We start from the raw sequence: 16,637 nt of genomic DNA on the forward strand, positions 1-16,637 counted from the left end.
CGTCTCGTCTAGACAAAGGAGGGGCCATGGCCGGACGCCGGGCATTGGTGGTCGGAGCTTCGCGGGGGCTGGGATTGGTGCTGGTCACCGAATTGGACCGGCGCGGGTGGGCGGTCATCGCGACCACTCGCGACGGTGCCGCGCCGCGCGAGGGGATGCGGACCGAGCGGTTGGAGATGACCGACGACGCACAGATCGCCGCGCTGCGCGACAGAGTGGACGGTCCGCTCGATCTGCTCTTCGTGAACGCGGCGATCAACCAAGGGAATCTGCCGATCAGCGAAGTGCCGACCGAGATGTTCGCCGAAGTCATGATCACCAACGCATTGAGCCCGTTGAGAGTCCTCGAAGGACTGCACGATCTGGTCGCGCCGGGCGGCACGGTCGCGGTGATGTCGTCCGAGCAGGGCAGCATCTCGATGAACGTCGAACCCGGGTACGAGCTGTACAAGGCGAGCAAGGCCGCGCTGAACCAGCTCATGCGCAGCTACGCGACTCGCCACGAGGGCGACGGGCACACCAAACTGCTCATCGACCCCGGCCACAACCGGACGCGGCTCGGCGGGCCGGACGCGCCGTTGCTGCCTGAGGAAAGTGTTCCCGCGGTCGTCGACGTCCTGGAAGCGCAGGCAGGCGAGCCGGGGCTGCAGTTCCTCGACCGGTTCGGCAAGCCGGTTCCCTGGTAACGACTGGGCCGATCGGGTAGCGCACGGCGGCTTCGCGTGCCAAGCTGCGGGGCGTGCCTGGATCCGGAGAATCCGAGATCGTGCTGATCCCGCTCGACGAGCCGGGGCTCGAGCGGCTTCTGGAAGCCGCGGTGGCCGACGCCGAACCGACCGAGGTCATGCCGCCGGTGGAAGGTCCCGCCGGCTGGACCGAAGCCCGCCGCGAAGCGTTTCTCGCGTTTCACCGCCGACGATCCCTCAATCCGGACACCGCGATCGAGACGACGTGGGTCGTGGAGGTCGACGGCCGGGTCTGCGGGGCGGCCCGGCTGCGGCCGGTGTCCGGGCGGTCGGCGCTGGAGGTCGAAGCCGGGGTGTGGCTCGGCCGTTCGGCGCGCGGACGCGGGATCGGCCGCAAGGTGACCGCGGTGCTCCTGGACGCGGCCCGCGACGGCGGCGCGGCGAAGTTCGTCGCGACGACCACTGTGGACAACGCGGCGGCCCAGCGGCTGCTGAGCGGGGCCGGCGCGGAACTGGACGTCCGCGGCACGGAGATCGACGCACACCTCGACTTCTGACCGCTCGCCCGGCACCGCCCGCACCCCAACTGACGTCTGTGAGGGGAACCCTGAGGGACTCAGAGTCCCTCAGGGTTCCCCTCACGGATCTCCGCAGCGCCGGATCAGGTGCATCGGCCGGGAACCTCGGCGTCGCCGACCCGGAACCCGCTGCTGAAAGAACCCCAATGCGGCATTGGGTGCGCAGGACGCACCGAACGCCGCATTGGGTGCGTGGCACGCAACCAATGCCACGTTGGGTGCGTCAGATGCACCCAACGTGGCATCGGGGCGAGCGGGTCAGTCGAGTTCCAGTTCCGGCGAGTACATGTCGAACCAGTGGTGCAGGTCCAGCGCCCGGTCCATGCCGACGCGCTGCGCCTGGCTGATCGCCGCCGGATCCGTTTCCGCCGACTTCTGCAGCCACTCCCGGCCGACCATCTGGAACACCGGGTTGTCCTTCTGCGCCAAGGCTTCCTTGATCTGCTGCTGCAGCGCGATGGCGTACCCCGGGTCCTGAGTGGACGGATACGGGCTCTTCACCCGGTTCCGCACCGACGCGGGCAGCACGTGCTTCGTCGCGTGCCGCAGCAGGCTCTTTTCCCGGCCGTCGTAGGTCTTCAGCGACCACGGCGTGTTGTAGACGTATTCCACGAGCCGGTGGTCGCAGAACGGCACGCGCACTTCCAGGCCGACCGCCATCGACATCCGGTCCTTGCGGTCGAGCAGCTGCCGCACGAAACGGGTCAGGTGCAGGTGGCAGATGACCCGCATCCGGGACTCCCGCTCGGATTCGCCGTCCAGAAGGTCCACTTCGGACACCGCGGTCCGGTACTGGTCGGCGATGTAGGAATCCAAGTCGAGCTTCTTGGCGAGACCCGGTTCGAGCAGCGAACCCCGCTCGTCCATCAGGCTGTTGCGGAACGCCAGCCACGGGAAGGTGTCGGCCTTGACCGCGGCCTCGTCGTGGAACCAGCGGTACCCGCCGAACACCTCGTCGGCCGATTCGCCGGACAGCGCGACCGTCGATTCGCCGCGGATCGCCTTGAACAGCAAGTACAACGACGTGTCCATGTCGCCGAGCCCGGACGGGATGTCGCGGGCGCGCAGCACCTTGCGGCGGACCTCGGGGTCGCTCAGGTCGGCCGGGTTCAGCATCACGTCCTGGTGCGCGGAACCGACGAGCTTGGCGACGTCGCGGATATACGGCGAGTCGGGAGTGTCGCGCATCTCGTCGGGCTGGAAGTTCTCCTCCTGCCCGAAAAAGTCGACCGAGAACGTGCGCAGCTGCTCGCCTTGCTCGGCCAGCCGGGCGGCGGCGAGGCCGGTGACCGCGCTCGAGTCGAGGCCGCCCGACAGCAGCACGCAGCGCGGGACGTCGGCGACCAGCTGCCGGTGGACGATGTCGGTCATCAGCTCGCGCACGCGCTCGACCGTCGTCTCCTGGTCGTCCGTGTGCTGCTTCGCGTCAAGCTTCCAGTAGGTGCGGGTGTTGATGCCCTCGCGGGTCACGGTCACGACGGTGGCCGGGTCGACCTCGTACATGCCCTTCCACAGCGACCAGCCCGGCCGCTTGGTGAAGCCCATCAGCTCGCGCAGGCCGTCGCTGTCGACCACCTTGCGCGCCAACGGGTTCGCCAGGATCGCCTTCGGCTCGGAGCCGAACAGGACGCCGTCGCGGGTGGGGTAGTAGTAGAACGGCTTGATGCCCATCCGGTCGCGGATCATCACGAGCTTCTGGTCGCGCTCGTCCCAGATCGCGAACGCGTACATGCCGTTGAGGTGGTCCACGACCTCGGCGCCCCACTGCAGGTACCCGTGCAGCACGACCTCGGTGTCGCTGTCGGTCTCCCAGCGGTGGCCCAGTTTGGTGAGTTCTTCACGAAGTTCGGAGAAGTTGTACGCCTCGCCGCTGTAGACCATCGCGACCTCGCCGTTCGGCGTCTTGACGCTCATCGGCTGCCGGCCGCCCGGCAGGTCGATGATCGCGAGCCGGCGATGACCCAGCGCGACCGAACGGCGGACCCACGTCCCCCGGTCGTCGGGTCCTCGGCAGGCCATGGTCTCGGTCATCGCGTCCGCGATCTCCTGCTGCTGCGTGAGATCGGTGTCGTAGGAAACCCAGCCCGCGATTCCGCACATACGAGACCTCCCGGAGTTTAGTTAGTTAGTTGATACAACTATTGGTTACTCAGGTGTAACACGGACCCCCGATCTTTGTCTGCCCGAATTGCACTCTCTGTCCTTGATCCACTACCAGCTGTGCCGCAAGTCACCCACCAACTACGGACAGTTATCCACCCCCGCTGACCCGAATGGCGCTTGACGTAGTGGCGCGGGTCACCGGCCGTCAAGATCGCGTAAACGCCCCCAGGTCACCGCGTCAAGGAGGCGTCAGACGCGGGTGCTCACCCTCCGCGACGACCGCACAGTGGCACTCGACCGACGGTCACCCGGGCCGGGTGACCCTTTCTGAGAGGTGCCTCGTGGCGGATTTGCTGTACGCCCTATTGCTCATCGGCGTTTTCGCGGTGCTCGCCGGTGTCCTGCGCGGGCTGGAGAAGCTGTGAGCGGCGCGGGCACCGTGGCCAACATCGTCGGCGGACTGCTGGCGCTCGGCCTTCTCGGCTACCTGTTCGTCGCCCTCGTGAGGCCGGAGAAATTCTGAGATGAGTGACGTCGCGGCCGGCTTCCTGCAAGCCGGCGTGCTCCTGGTCGCCCTCGCGGTGGTCTACAAACCCCTCGGCGACTACCTCGCCCGCGTCTTCTCCACCGAGAAGCACCTGCGGGTCGAGAAAACCCTGTACAAGATCGTGCGGGTCGATCCGGACACCGAACAGCATTGGAAGACCTACGCCTCGGGCGTGCTCGGCTTCTCGTTCGTCTCGGTGATCCTGCTGTACCTGTTGCAGCGCCTGCAATCGATCCTGCCGTGGAACTTCGGCCGCGGCCCGGTGTCGCCCGCCGTCGCGTTCAACACCGCGGTTTCCTTCGTGACCAACACGAACTGGCAGTCCTACACGCCCGAGACGACCATGGGCCACTTCGTCCAGATGGCCGGGCTCACCGTGCAGAACTTCCTGTCCGCGGGCGTCGGCTTGGCCGTGGCGATCGCGGTGACGCGCGGGTTCATCCGCTCGCGCACGGACCGGCTCGGCAACTTCTGGGTGGACCTCACGCGCGGCACGATCCGCGTGCTGCTGCCGATGGCGTTCGTGTTCGCGCTCGTCCTCGTCGCGCTCGGCGTGGTGCAGAGCCTGCGTTCCGGAGTCGCGGTGACGAACCCGGACGGCAGCAACAGCACCATCGCGCTGGCTCCGGCGGCGAGCCAGGAAGTGATCAAGGAACTCGGCACGAACGGCGGCGGCATCTTCAACGCCAACTCCGCGCATCCGTTCGAGAACCCGAACGTCTGGACCAACGTCGTCGAGATGTTCCTGATCCTCGTGATCCCGGTCTGCCTCACCCGCGCGTTCGGGCAGTTGGTCGGCAACCGCAAGCAGGGCTACGTCCTGCTGTCGGTGATGGCCGGTCTGTGGACGGCGATGCTCGCGGTGATCTGGACGTCCGAGGCGCGCACGAACAGCCCGTCGGCGCTGGCCGCGGGGGCGAATCTCGAAGGCAAGGAACAGCGGTTCGGGATCGGCGGCACGTCGTTGTTCGCCGACACCACCACCGGCACGTCGACCGGCGCGGTCAACGGCGCGCACGACAGCCTGTCCGGCCTCGGCGGCGGGGGCACGATGCTGAACATGCTCTTCGGCGAGGTTTCGCCGGGCGGCGTCGGCACCGGGCTGTACGGGATTCTCGTCATGGCCGTGATCGCGATGTTCCTAGCCGGGCTGATGGTCGGGCGCACACCGGAGTACCTGGGCAAGAAGCTCGGCAAACGCGAGGTCACCTGCGCGGCGATCTCGATGCTGGCGATGCCCGTCGTGGTGCTGCTCGGGTCCGGCATCGCGCTGATGATCCCGGCCACGCGAGACGCGCTCGGCAACTCGGGCCCGCACGGGCTGTCGGAAGTCCTTTACGGCTACACGTCCGCGGGCAACAACAACGGCAGCGCGTTCGGCGGTCTCACCGCGACCAGCGACTGGTTTCAGGCGTCGCTTTCGGTGGCGATGCTGATCGGCCGGTTCGTGCCCATCGTCGCGGTGCTTTGCCTGGCCGGTTCGCTTGCCTCGCAGAAGAAGGTTCCCGAAACCGCGGGCACGCTGCCCACCACCGGGCCGCTGTTCGGGACGCTGCTGACCGGCACCGTCGTCCTCGTCGCGGCTCTCACGTTCATCCCGGCGCTCGCGCTGGGGCCGATTGCAGAGGCACTGGCATGACCATCACCCAGGAGCGGACTCCGGAAGAGGAGACGCAGCACCACGTCGAAAATGCCGGACGAGTCGGAGCCGGTGTCTTCAGCCCGAAGCAGCTGTGGTCGTCCATGCCGGACGCATTGCGCAAGCTGCACCCGAAGCATCAGCTCAAGAACCCGGTGATGTTCGTGGTGTGGGCCGGTTCGGTCCTGACCACCGTCTTCGCGGTCACCGACCCAAGCGTGTTCACGATCCTCATCGCGGTGTGGCTCTGGTTCACCGTCGTGTTCGCGAACCTGGCCGAAGCCGTCGCCGAGGGACGCGGCAAGGCGCAGGCGGAATCGTTGCGGCGGACCAAAAAGGAGACCGTCGCGCGGCGGCTCACCGAGGACGGCTCCGAGGAGCAGGTGCCCGGCGTGGACCTGCGTGTCGGCGATCGGGTGGTGGTCGAGGCCGGGGAGGTGATCCCCGGCGACGGCGACGTCGTCGAAGGCATTGCCACGGTGGACGAATCGGCCATCACCGGCGAGTCGGCTCCGGTGATCCGGGAGTCCGGCGGCGACCGGTCGGCGGTCACCGGGGGCACCACGGTGCTGAGCGACCGGATCGTCGTGCGGATCAGCACCAAGCCCGGCGAGTCCTTTGTGGACCGGATGATCGCGTTGGTGGAAGGCGCTTCCCGGCAGAAGACGCCGAACGAGATCGCGCTGACCATCCTGCTGTCCACGCTGACCATCATCTTCCTGCTAGCCGTCGTGGCGCTGCAGCCGATGGCGGTCTACTCCGGCAGCGAGCAGTCGGTGATCGTGCTGACCGCGCTGCTGGTCTGCCTGATCCCCACGACGATCGGCGCGCTGCTGAGCGCGATCGGCATCGCCGGGATGGACCGGCTGGTGCAGCGCAACGTCCTCGCGACTTCCGGCCGTGCGGTCGAAGCAGCCGGAGACGTCTCGACGCTGCTGCTCGACAAGACCGGCACGATCACCTTTGGCAACCGGCGCGCGACCGAACTGATCCCGGTCGGTAGCTCCACTGTGGACGACCTGGCGCGCGCGGCCCGGCTGTCCAGCCTCGCCGACGGAACGCCGGAAGGCCGCAGCATCGTCGAGCTGATCGCCGAGCAGCACGGCCTTCCCGGAGCGGCGGACGAAAGCGAGAAGCTCGCCGAGTTCGTGCCGTTCACCGCGCAGACCCGGATGAGCGGCGTCGACCTCGACGGCCGTGAGGTCCGCAAGGGCGCGACTTCGGCGGTGCGCCAGTGGGTCCGCGAACGCGGTGGCGACGTCCCGGACGAGACCGAACGCGTCGTCGACGAGATCAGCCAGCAGGGCGGAACCCCGCTGGTGGTCGCGGAAGCCGCGGGCGGGACGGCGAACGTGTGCGGCGTGATCCGGCTGTCCGACGTGGTGAAGCCGGGCATGAAGGAGCGCTTCGAGGAACTGCGCTCGATGGGCATCAAAACGGTGATGATCACCGGCGACAACCCGCTCACTGCGCGCGCGATCGCCGAGGACGCGGGCGTCGACGACTATCTCGCCGAGGCCAAGCCCGAGGACAAGATGGCGCTCATCAAGAAGGAGCAGGAGGGCGGGCGGCTCGTCGCGATGACCGGCGACGGCACGAACGACGCGCCCGCGCTCGCGCAGTCCGACGTCGGCGTGGCGATGAACACCGGGACCATGGCGGCCAAGGAGGCCGGCAACATGGTCGACCTCGACTCGAACCCGACCAAGCTGATCGAGATCGTCGGGATCGGCAAGCAGCTGCTGATCACCCGCGGCGCGCTCACCACGTTCAGCGTGGCGAACGACCTGGCGAAGTACTTCGCCATCCTGCCGGCGATGTTCACCGGCATCTTCGCCCAGCTCGGCGCGCTGAACATCATGCACCTGGCGACGCCGAAGTCGGCGATCCTGTCCGCGGTCGTCTTCAACGCGTTGATCATCGTCGCGCTGATCCCGCTCGCCCTGCGCGGCGTCCGGTACCGGCCGTCGTCGGCGTCCGCGCTGCTGCGCCGCAACCTGCTCGTCTACGGCCTCGGCGGGATCGTGAGCCCGTTCCTCGGGATCTGGGTGATCGACCTGATCGTGCGCCACATTCCAGGGATTGGCTGACATGAACGTTTTGCTCAAGCAGACCTGGGCGGGCCTGCGCCTGCTCCTCGCGATGACCGTGCTGCTCGGCATCGTCTACCCGCTGGGCGTGTGGGCGGTGTCCCGCATTCCTGGCCTCCAGGGGCACGCCGAGGGCTCGGTGGTGACGCAGAACGGCCAGGCTGTCGGCTCGTCGCTGATCGGCATCGACCCGGTGCCCGCCGACGCCGCGCACGACCCGTGGTTCCACAACCGGCCCTCCGCCGGCTCGAAGGACGTGCTCGGGCCGGGAGACCCGTCGACGTCGGGGCCGTCCAACAAGGGGCCGTACAACGAGGATCTGACCAAGGCCATCGCGCAGCGGCGGGCACTGATCGCCCAGCGCGAGGGCGTCACCCCGGCGGAGGTGCCCGCGGACGCGGTGACCGCCTCGGGCTCGGGGCTCGACCCGGCGATCAGCGTCGCGTACGCCGATCTGCAGGTGCTTCGCGTGGCCCGCAACACCGGGCTGAGCGAGGAGAAGGTGCGGCAGATGGTCGCGGACAACACCACCGGCAACGGGATCGGCGTGCCGGGCGTGAATGTGCTCCGGCTCAACCTTGCCGTGCATTCGGCCGCTCCTGGCGCACACTGAACACTGTGAGCACCTCTGACACACCCCCGAAGCCGCGCCGAGGCGAACTGCGGATCTACCTCGGTGCGGCTCCGGGCGTCGGCAAGACCTTCGCCATGCTCGGCGAAGCGCGCCGCCGCCTCGACCGCGGCACCGACGTGGTCGTCGGCCTGGTCGAGACGCACGGCCGCAAGAAGACCGCCGACCTGCTCGACGGGCTGGACGTCGTGCCGCGGCGCACGGTCAGCCACCGCGGGCATGAGTTCGCCGAAATGGACCTCGACGCGGTGCTCGCCCGCGCGCCCGAGGTCGTCGTCGTGGACGAGCTGGCGCACACGAACGTGCCCGGCGGACGGCACGAGAAACGCTGGCAGGACATCGACGAGCTGCTCGAAGCGGGCATCGACGTGCTGTCCACGGTCAACGTCCAGCACCTGCAGAGCCTCAACGACGTCGTCGAGCGGATCACCGGCGTCACCCAGCAGGAAACCGTGCCGGACGAGGTCGTGCGGCGCGCGGAGCAGCTGGAGCTCGTGGACATCACGCCGGAGGCGCTGCGGCGGCGGCTCGCGCACGGCAACGTCTACCCGGCCGAGCGCATCGACGCCGCGCTGGGCAACTACTTCCGGCCTGGCAACCTCACCGCATTGCGTGAGCTGGCGCTGCTGTGGGTGGCCGACCAGGTCGACGTCGCGCTGCAGCGGTACCGCGCTGAGCAGAAGATCACCGACACGTGGGAGACGCGCGAACGGGTGGTCGTCTCGATCACCGGCGGTCCGGAAAGCGAAACGCTGATCCGGCGAGCCAGCCGGATCGCCAACCGGGCGGGCGCGGAGCTGCAGGTCGTGCACATCCTGCGCGGCGACGGTCTCGCCGGGCTCGGGCCGACCGCGATGGCCCGCTGCCGCACTTTGGCCGAGGAGGTCGGCGCGACCTTCCATGCGGTGGTCGGCGACGACGTGCCGACAGCGTTGCTCGACTTCGCGCGCGGGGTCAACGCGACTCAGCTCGTGATCGGCACGTCGCGGCGTTCTCGGGTCGCGCGGCTTTTCGACGAGGGCATCGGCGCGACGGTGATCCAGCAGTCCGGGCCGATCGACGTGCACATGGTCACGCACTCCTACGCCGGCGGACGGCTGCGGGCGCGGCTGGGCACGAGCCCGCTGGCACCCTCGCGGCTCGTGATGGGCTGGGTGCTGAGCATCCTGCTGCCGGTCGTCGCCACCGGTCTCGGTGTGCTGCTGCGCGACGCGGTCGAGTTTTCCACCGACGTGATCCTCTTCGTGCTGTCGACGGTCATCGTCGCTTTGGTGGGCGGGCTCGGCCCGGCTCTGGTGGCGTCGATTTTCGGTGCTGGGCTGCTGAATTTCTTCTTCACGCCGCCGCTGTACACGCTGGATGTGCACAGTCCGCAGAACGTCGTGACGCTGATCGCGATGATCGTGGTGGCGGTGATGGTGGCTCTGGTCGTCGCTTCCGCCGCCCGGCGGGGTGTCGCGGCGGCTCGGGCGCGGACGGAGGCGTCGCTGCTGGCTTCGTATGCGCGGACCGTGCTGACCAATCCGAATCCGATCGAGCGGTTGCTGGAGAAGGTGCGGGAGAACTTCGGTCTCACTTCCGTGACCCTGCTGGAGAAACGCAACGGCAAGTGGGACAAGGTCGCTTTGTCCGGTGGCGAGCCTTGTGCTGATCCGGATGAGGCCGATGTGGACATTGCGGTGACCGCGGATGTGCACCTGACGCTGCGCGGTCGCGCCTTGCCCGCGGCAGACCGTCGCGTACTGGAAGCTGTTGCAGGACAAGCTTTGCTCGCCTTGCGACAACAGCGGATGGCCGCAGCCGCAGCAGCCGCCGAACGCAAAGCCGAGGCGACCGAACTGCGCACGACGCTGCTGTCCGCGGTCGGCCATGACCTGCGGACGCCGCTCACGTCCATCAAGGCCGCGATCGGCAGCCTGCGCGCGCCGGATCTGTCGCTGTCCGATGAGGACACTGAGGAACTGATGGAAGCCGTGGAACTTTCGGCGGACCGGCTCGCCGGGCTGATCGACAACCTGCTCGACTCCTCCCGGCTGGCCACCGGCGCGGTCACCCCGCACCTGCGGCCGGTCGGCTACGACGAGGTGGTCGCACACGCATTGTCCAATGTGGACAACACGCAAGGCGTCCAGGTATTCGTGGACGCCCGATTGCCTTCTGTGCAAGCGGATCCGGGCTTGCTGGAACGGGTGATCGCGAACGTCCTGGACAACGCGCTGCGGCACGGCGGCGGCGACGTTTCGGCCCGGGCGAGCGCGCATTCGGAGTTCGTGGAGCTGCGGATCGTCGACCACGGCAAAGGCCTGCGGAAGGGTGCCGCGGAATCCGCGTTCGCGCCGTTCCAGCGACTGGGCGGAGACCGCGACTCGACGCCCGGCGTGGGTCTGGGGTTGTCCGTCGCGAAGGGGTTCACCGAGGCGATGGGCGGTACGGTTCGCGCCGAGGACACTCCAGGCGGAGGGTTGACGGTGGTGATCTCGCTGCCGGCCTGTACCGGCCGGGAATTGGTGGATGCTGAATCGGCTGAGGAGGGCGTGGCGCGATGACTGCCGACCCAACGGCGACGGTGCTGGTCGTCGACGATGAACCGCAGATCGTGCGGGCGCTGCGGATCAACCTCAACGCGCGCGGGTACAAGGTGATCACCGCACACGACGGCACCGCCGCGCTGAAAGCGGTCGCCGAGACGAAGCCCGACGTGGTGGTGCTCGACCTCGGCCTGCCTGATCTCGACGGCACCGAGGTGATCGCGGGCCTGCGCGGCTGGACCACGGTGCCGATCATCGTGCTGTCCGCACGCGGCGATTCGGCGGACAAGGTGCAGGCGCTCGACGCGGGTGCCGACGATTACGTGACCAAACCGTTCGGAATGGACGAACTGCTGGCGCGATTGCGGGCCGCGGTGCGACGTTCGTCAGTGGTGGGCACGGACGGCGCGGAAGCCGTGGTGGACACCGGATCGTTCACGATCGATTTGGCGGCGAAGAAGGTGCTGCGCGAGGGCCGCGAGGTGCACCTGACGAAGACGGAATGGGGAGTGCTGGAACTGCTGGTCCGCAACCGGGGCCGGTTGGTGGCGCAGAAGCAGCTGCTGCACGAGGTGTGGGGACCGTCGTATGAGACGGAATCCCATTATCTGCGGGTGTATCTGGCGCAGCTGCGGCGGAAGCTGGAGCCGGAGCCTTCTCGGCCGCGGCATCTCTTGACGGAACCCGGCATGGGTTACCGCTTCGAGGCCTGACTTGGCCGAAAAGCCGTGAAGGGCTCCTTGAGGGAATCTGATTCCCTCAAGGAGCCCTTCACGGACTTCAGCGGGTGGTCGAACTAGTCGGGTTGGAGTCCGAAGTGGACGCGCTCGGCGACGAGGACGACGACGGCTGGCCGCCGGTGGAGCTGCTGCCCGGGGGAGGCTTCGGCGTCGAAGTGTCGGACGGCGGGGTCGTCACAGGGTCGGATGTAGTCGACGTCGGCGGCGGGCTCACCGTGTGCGAGGGCGACGTGGTGGTTCCTCCGCCCGGGTGTGTCGGAGTGTCGCTGCGATCCGAAGTCGTGCCCGGAGGCGGAACCTGCCCGCCGCCCGGTTGCCCGCCGGGCTGGCCGGCGTTCGGCGGAGGAGTGATCACGCTCGTCGTCGGCTTCCCGTCCGGACCCACGGCGACCACCGTGGTCGGCGTCGGCGGGGCGGTCTGGCCGGGCGTCGGCGAGCCGGGGACGGTCATCGGGCCGCCGGGGACGGCGTTGCCCGGGACGACGACCTGCGAGCTGCCCTGCAGCCCGCCTTGGCCACCGCCGGTGCTGTTCGTCGCGGTGTCGGTGACCGAGCCGGGGCCGGCCAGTTCGGCGACCGCGGCGAAGGCGGTCGCCACCACGAGTCCGCTGACGCCCAGGATGGCGTAGCCGGAGCGGCTCAGCCTCCCGCTCGCGCCCTTCGGCGGAGCGGTGGGGGCAGCGCTCACCGCGATCTCGGGCGACGCTGAGCTTGGTTCAGGCCCGTCGGGACGGGACATGCAGGCTCCTTAGAAGGGTCAACGCTCAAGTCGGGGGGCGGCACGGGGGAGCGGGGCTCCGGCCCCGGATGCCAGGCGGGAGGTTATCACTGCTCAGGACCCGTTCGCGCGACCGAGGGACAGGGCCGTCACGGTCCGCAGCCGGGGGCGTGCGGCAGGATGGGGCCGGTGAACGAGCAGGAATCGCCCGTCCGGCTGGCCGCCTGGGTGCACGGGCAGGTGCAAGGCGTCGGTTTTCGCTGGTGGACCCGGAGCCGGGCGCTCGAACTCGGGCTGACCGGATTCGCCAGGAACCTTCCCGACGGCCGTGTCGAGGTGGTCGCGGAGGGTAGCCAGAACAACTGTGGGCAACTGCTTGCGGCGTTGCGCTCCGGAACCTCACCCGGACGAGTGGATCAGGTAGTTGAACGCTGGACCGCTGCGAAGGGCGGGCTCGAAGGATTCCTCGAACGCTGAGCCGGGCGGGGCGGCTGCGGCTGATGGGGTGCTTGGGGTTGCCGGGGCGATCGGACCTGTGCTAGGCGCGCCCGGGCGGCCTGGCCTCCCACTGCGCCCGACGACCCCCGGGTAGCCTGTCCCGAACCGGGGGAACCGGTAGCCATCCAGTACCCGTGGCCAAGAGGGGTCGGCAGCACGTGCACCTGAAAAGCCTGACGCTCAAGGGCTTCAAGTCCTTCGCCTCGGCGACCACGCTGCGCTTCGAACCCGGCATCACCTGCGTGGTCGGCCCGAACGGCTCCGGAAAGTCGAACGTCCTCGACGCGCTGCGCTGGGTCATGGGCACCCAGGGCGCGAAGGACCTGCGCGGCGGCAAGATGGAAGACGTCATCTTCGCCGGCACCGCGGGCCGCGCGCCGCTCGGCCGCGCCGAGGTCACGCTCACCATCGACAACGCCGACGGCGCGCTGCCGATCGAGTACGCCGAGGTCTCCATCACCCGCCGGATGTTCCGCGACGGCGCGAGCGAATACGAGATCAACGGCGACCGCTGCCGCCTGATGGACGTCCAGGAACTGCTGTCGGACTCCGGCATCGGCCGCGAGATGCACGTCATCGTCGGCCAGGGCCAGCTCTCGGCGATCCTGGAATCGAAGCCCGAGGAGCGGCGCGCGTTCATCGAGGAGGCCGCCGGCGTCCTCAAGCACCGCAAGCGCAAAGAGCAGACCCTGCGCAAGCTCAACAACATGCAGGGCAACCTCGACCGGCTCACCGACCTCACCACCGAGCTGCGCCGCCAGCTGAAACCGCTGGGCAAGCAGGCCGAGATCGCGCGCAAGGCCCAGTCGGTGCAGTCCGACCTGCGCGACGCCCGGCTGCGGCTGTTCGCCGACGACCTGGTCACCCAGCGCGAATCCATCCAGCGCGACGAGGCCGACGAACGCACTGCCCGGCAGCGCCGTGCGGAAGTCGAGCAGGCGCTGGAAATCGTGTCCGCTGAGGAAACCGAGCTGGAAGCGTCGCTCGCCGAGGACGCGCCGCGACTGCAGATCGCGCAGGAGACTTGGTACAAGCTGTCGGCGCTCACCGAACGGCTGCGCGGCACCGTGCGGCTGGCGGTGGAGCGTCAGCGGCACCTTTCTTCGGACGTCTCAGCGCCGACTGGCGGCCGGGACCCGGAGGAACTGCTCGCCGAGGCCGAGCAGGCTGCGGAGCGCGAGCAGGAGCTGACCGAGGCGGTCATGGAAGCCCGCGAACTTCTCGCGGAAACCGTGCTGCGCCGGGAAGATCTCGAACAGCGAGTGCAGGCCGCGGAGCGCGCGCACTGGGCCGCGGTGCGGGCGATCGCCGACCGCCGTGAGGGCATGGCGAAGCTGACCGGTCAGGTCGAAGCGCTGCGCAGCAAGAACGGCGCGACCGCGGAAGAAGTCGACCGGTTGACGGTCGGTCTGCAGGAGGCCGCCGAGCGCGCCGAGATCGCGGTCGAGGAGCTGGAAGAAGCCAAAGCCGTTGGCGGCACGGAGGAATCCGACGACGCCGAGCTGCAGCAGCGCCACGACCGCGCGGTGGAGGCGAACAACGCCGCCAAGGCCCGCGTCGAAGAGCTGGTGAAGGCCGAGCGCGGTTCCGAGCGGGAGATCGCGTCGGAGAAGGCACGCGTCGAGGCGCTGTCGATGGGGCTCAAGCGCAAGGACGGCGCGGGTGCGCTTCTCGGTGCGTCGGCGGAATTGCCGGGCCTGCTCGGTTCGGTCGCCGCGTTGCTCACCGTGCAGCCGGGCCACGAGGTCGCGCTGGCCGCCGCGCTCGGGCCGGTGGCCGACGCGGTCGCGGTGTCCGGCGGCGAGAACGCGCTGTCCGCGCTGAAGTACTTGAAGGACACCGATTCCGGCCGCGCCGGGATCGTGCCGGTCAGCGCCGGGTCCACTGTGGACACCAGCTCGTGGCCGACGCTGCCCTACGGCGCGCGCTGGGCCCGCGAGGTCGTCAACGCGCCGGAGCAGCTGCGGCCCGCGGTCGAGAAGGCGCTGGACCGGCTCGCGCTGGTGCCGGATCTGGACGCCGCGCGGCAGCTCGTGGCCCAGCACCCGCAGGTGCGCGCGGTCACCGCTGAGGGCGATGTCTTCGGGGCCGACTGGATCGCCGGTGGTTCCGCCGCCCGCGAGAGTGTGATCGAGGTCCAGGCGGCGGTCGACGAGGCGCAGGAACGCTTGCGCACGGCCGAACGCGCGCTGGAGCAGTACTCCGCCGAGCTGGAAGGCGCGCGCGCCGAGCAGCAGTCGCGCCGCGAAGAGGTCGGCCAGGCGAAGGACGCGCTCGGCGAAGCCAAGGTGCGCAAGGCGCGTTCGTCCGAGCGGCTCAACCGGTTGCAGCAGGCGGCCCGCTCCGCGCAGGCCGAGGTCGAACGGCTCACTCAGCAGCGCGCGAAGGTCGAGCAGAGCCGCGAGCAGGCGCTGGAACAGCTGGCGGAGTTGGAAGAACGGCTCGCCGCGGTCGCCGAGCAGCCGGTCGAGGACGACCCGGACACCGCCGAGCGCGACGAGGCCGCCGAGCAGCTCGCCGTGGTACGGCAGGAAGAAGTCGAAGCACGGCTCGCGCAGCGCACCGCCGAGGAACGCGCGCGCAGCATCGCCGGGCGAGCGGAATCGTTGCGCCGTGCGGCTTACGCGGAGCAGCAGGCCCGCGAGCGCGCGGCCAAAGCTAGGGAAGCGCGCGAGCGGGGCGCGGAAATCGCGAACGCGGTCGTCAACGCCGGCGAGTTCGCCTTGGAGCGCATCGAGATCTCGGTGCAGCGCGCGGCCGCCGAACGCGACGAAGCCCAGGCACAGCGCCAAAGCCGCGAAACCGCGCTCACCGCGGTGCGCGCGAAGGTGCGCGAGCTGTCCGGCGAGCTGGAGAAGCTGACCGACGCCGTGCATCGCGACGAGGTGCTGCGCGCCGAGCAGAAGCTGCGGCTGGAAACGCTGGAAGCCAAGATCGCCGAGGACTTCGGCATCGGGCTCGCGGACCTGGTCGAGGAGTACGGCCCGAACGTGCCGGTTCCGCCGAGCGCGGGCGAGATGGCCGAGTACGAGGCGGCCAAGGAACGCGGCGAGGACGTCACGCCGCCGCCGCCGATGCCGTTCGACCGCGACACCCAGGCCCGCCGCGCCAAGCGCGCGGAGAAGGACCTGACCCTGCTGGGCAAGGTGAACCCGCTGGCGCTGGAGGAATTCGCGGCGCTGGAGGAGCGGTACAAGTTCCTCTCCACCCAGCTGGAAGACCTCAAGGACACCCGCAAGGACCTCGAGGCCGTCATCAAGCAGGTCGACGAGAAGATCCTGGAGGTCTTCGCCTCGGCCTACGCCGACGTGGCGCGCGAGTTCGAGACCGTCTTCGGCGTGCTGTTCCCCGGCGGCGAGGGCCGGATGGTGCTCACCGAGCCGAACGACCTGCTCGCCACCGGCGTGGACGTCGAGGCGCGCCCGCCGGGCAAGAAGGTCAAGCGGCTGTCGCTGCTGTCCGGCGGCGAGAAGTCGCTGGTGGCGGTCGGCATGCTGGTCGCGATCTTCCGCGCCCGCCCTTCGCCCTTCTACGTGATGGACGAGGTCGAGGCCGCGTTGGACGACACCAACATGCGCCGGCTGATCGGCCTGCTGGAGCAGCTGCGCGATTCGTCGCAGCTGATCATCATCACGCACCAGAAGCCGACCATGGAGATCGCCGACGCGCTGTACGGCGTGAGCATGCAGGGCGACGGCATCACCAAGGTGATCTCGCAGCGGCTGCGCGCCGCGGACGAGGAACCGGTCCCGGCTTCCTGAGCGGGGTTGCGCCGTCCGGGGCGATCCTGCCCGAACGGGCAGGCCTGACCGGACAGTCGTCCGAACGGCCAACTGCCGCCGTGCCCGCACGTCTTCAGGGGTGTTCGAAAGCACCACA

At 69.1% G+C, this 16,637-nt stretch carries 12 protein-coding genes; 11 read left to right on the forward strand and 1 reads right to left on the reverse strand.

Going from position 1 to position 16,637, the window contains the following annotated elements:
- Window positions 1-26 precede the first annotated feature (26 nt).
- Both ABD156_RS38455 and ABD156_RS38460 read left to right on the forward strand, forming a co-directional pair.
- Window positions 27-686: an SDR family NAD(P)-dependent oxidoreductase gene (locus ABD156_RS38455; protein WP_344285953.1), complete on the forward strand. Its 660-nt coding sequence runs from the start codon at window positions 27-29 to the stop codon at window positions 684-686.
- Window positions 687-739: 53 nt separating this feature from the next.
- Window positions 740-1,243, forward strand: coding sequence for a GNAT family N-acetyltransferase (locus ABD156_RS38460; protein WP_344285954.1), 504 nt, complete (start codon window positions 740-742; stop codon window positions 1,241-1,243).
- A gap of 279 nt (window positions 1,244-1,522) precedes the next feature.
- Here ABD156_RS38460 and asnB read toward each other — a convergent pair whose 3' ends face one another.
- Window positions 1,523-3,364 carry an asparagine synthase (glutamine-hydrolyzing) gene (gene asnB / locus ABD156_RS38465; protein WP_344285955.1) on the reverse strand — a complete coding sequence of 614 codons (1,842 nt, stop codon included), beginning with the start codon at window positions 3,362-3,364 and terminating at the stop codon, window positions 1,523-1,525.
- 424 nt (window positions 3,365-3,788) lie between these two features.
- On the opposite strand from asnB, the gene kdpF reads away from it, so the two are divergent.
- From kdpF to smc, 9 genes are all read left to right on the forward strand, one after another.
- Window positions 3,789-3,890 carry a K(+)-transporting ATPase subunit F gene (gene kdpF / locus ABD156_RS38470; RefSeq protein ID WP_037358287.1) on the forward strand — a complete coding sequence of 34 codons (102 nt, stop codon included), beginning with the start codon at window positions 3,789-3,791 and terminating at the stop codon, window positions 3,888-3,890.
- Window position 3,891: 1 nt separating this feature from the next.
- Window positions 3,892-5,553 (forward strand): potassium-transporting ATPase subunit KdpA, encoded by a 1,662-nt coding sequence (gene kdpA / locus ABD156_RS38475; protein WP_344285956.1) that lies wholly within the window; start codon window positions 3,892-3,894, stop codon window positions 5,551-5,553.
- A complete protein-coding gene (kdpB, locus tag ABD156_RS38480) occupies window positions 5,550-7,643 on the forward strand; it encodes a potassium-transporting ATPase subunit KdpB (RefSeq protein ID WP_344285957.1) in 2,094 nt (697 codons plus the stop codon). The genes kdpA and kdpB overlap by 4 nt, the downstream gene beginning before the upstream one ends.
- Window position 7,644: 1 nt before the next feature.
- Window positions 7,645-8,256, forward strand: a complete 612-nt coding sequence (locus tag ABD156_RS38485; RefSeq protein WP_344285958.1) for a potassium-transporting ATPase subunit C — start codon at window positions 7,645-7,647, stop codon at window positions 8,254-8,256.
- Window positions 8,257-8,261: 5 nt separating this feature from the next.
- The gene (locus ABD156_RS38490) at window positions 8,262-10,820 is read left to right on the forward strand and encodes a DUF4118 domain-containing protein (protein WP_344285959.1); all 2,559 of its coding nucleotides are present in this window, start codon (window positions 8,262-8,264) and stop codon (window positions 10,818-10,820) included.
- Window positions 10,817-11,515 carry a response regulator gene (locus ABD156_RS38495; protein WP_344285960.1) on the forward strand — a complete coding sequence of 233 codons (699 nt, stop codon included), beginning with the start codon at window positions 10,817-10,819 and terminating at the stop codon, window positions 11,513-11,515. The genes ABD156_RS38490 and ABD156_RS38495 overlap by 4 nt, the downstream gene beginning before the upstream one ends.
- A gap of 74 nt (window positions 11,516-11,589) precedes the next feature.
- A complete protein-coding gene (locus ABD156_RS38500; RefSeq protein WP_344285961.1) occupies window positions 11,590-12,171 on the forward strand; it encodes a hypothetical protein in 582 nt (193 codons plus the stop codon).
- A gap of 269 nt (window positions 12,172-12,440) precedes the next feature.
- Window positions 12,441-12,737, forward strand: a complete 297-nt coding sequence (locus ABD156_RS38505) for an acylphosphatase (protein ID WP_344285962.1) — start codon at window positions 12,441-12,443, stop codon at window positions 12,735-12,737.
- A 179-nt stretch (window positions 12,738-12,916) separates the two neighbouring features.
- A complete protein-coding gene (gene smc / locus ABD156_RS38510) occupies window positions 12,917-16,519 on the forward strand; it encodes a chromosome segregation protein SMC (RefSeq protein WP_344286108.1) in 3,603 nt (1,200 codons plus the stop codon).
- Window positions 16,520-16,637: the final 118 nt, after the last annotated feature.

This window comes from Amycolatopsis albidoflavus, from assembly GCF_039525725.1.
Classification (GTDB): Bacteria; Actinomycetota; Actinomycetes; order Mycobacteriales; family Pseudonocardiaceae; genus Amycolatopsis; species Amycolatopsis albidoflava.

Excerpts from the sequence above, each read along its gene's own strand:
- ABD156_RS38505 (WP_344285962.1), top strand. The coding sequence starts at position 12,441 with ATGGGGCCGGTGAACGAGCAGGAATCGCCCGTCCGGCTGGCCGCCTGG.
- kdpA (WP_344285956.1), top strand. The coding sequence starts at position 3,892 with ATGAGTGACGTCGCGGCCGGCTTCCTGCAAGCCGGCGTGCTCCTGGTC.
- asnB (WP_344285955.1), bottom strand. The coding sequence starts at position 3,364 with ATGTGCGGAATCGCGGGCTGGGTTTCCTACGACACCGATCTCACGCAG.
- ABD156_RS38485 (WP_344285958.1), top strand. The coding sequence starts at position 7,645 with ATGAACGTTTTGCTCAAGCAGACCTGGGCGGGCCTGCGCCTGCTCCTC.
- ABD156_RS38455 (WP_344285953.1), top strand. The coding sequence starts at position 27 with ATGGCCGGACGCCGGGCATTGGTGGTCGGAGCTTCGCGGGGGCTGGGA.
- kdpB (WP_344285957.1), top strand. The coding sequence starts at position 5,550 with ATGACCATCACCCAGGAGCGGACTCCGGAAGAGGAGACGCAGCACCAC.
- ABD156_RS38495 (WP_344285960.1), top strand. The coding sequence starts at position 10,817 with ATGACTGCCGACCCAACGGCGACGGTGCTGGTCGTCGACGATGAACCG.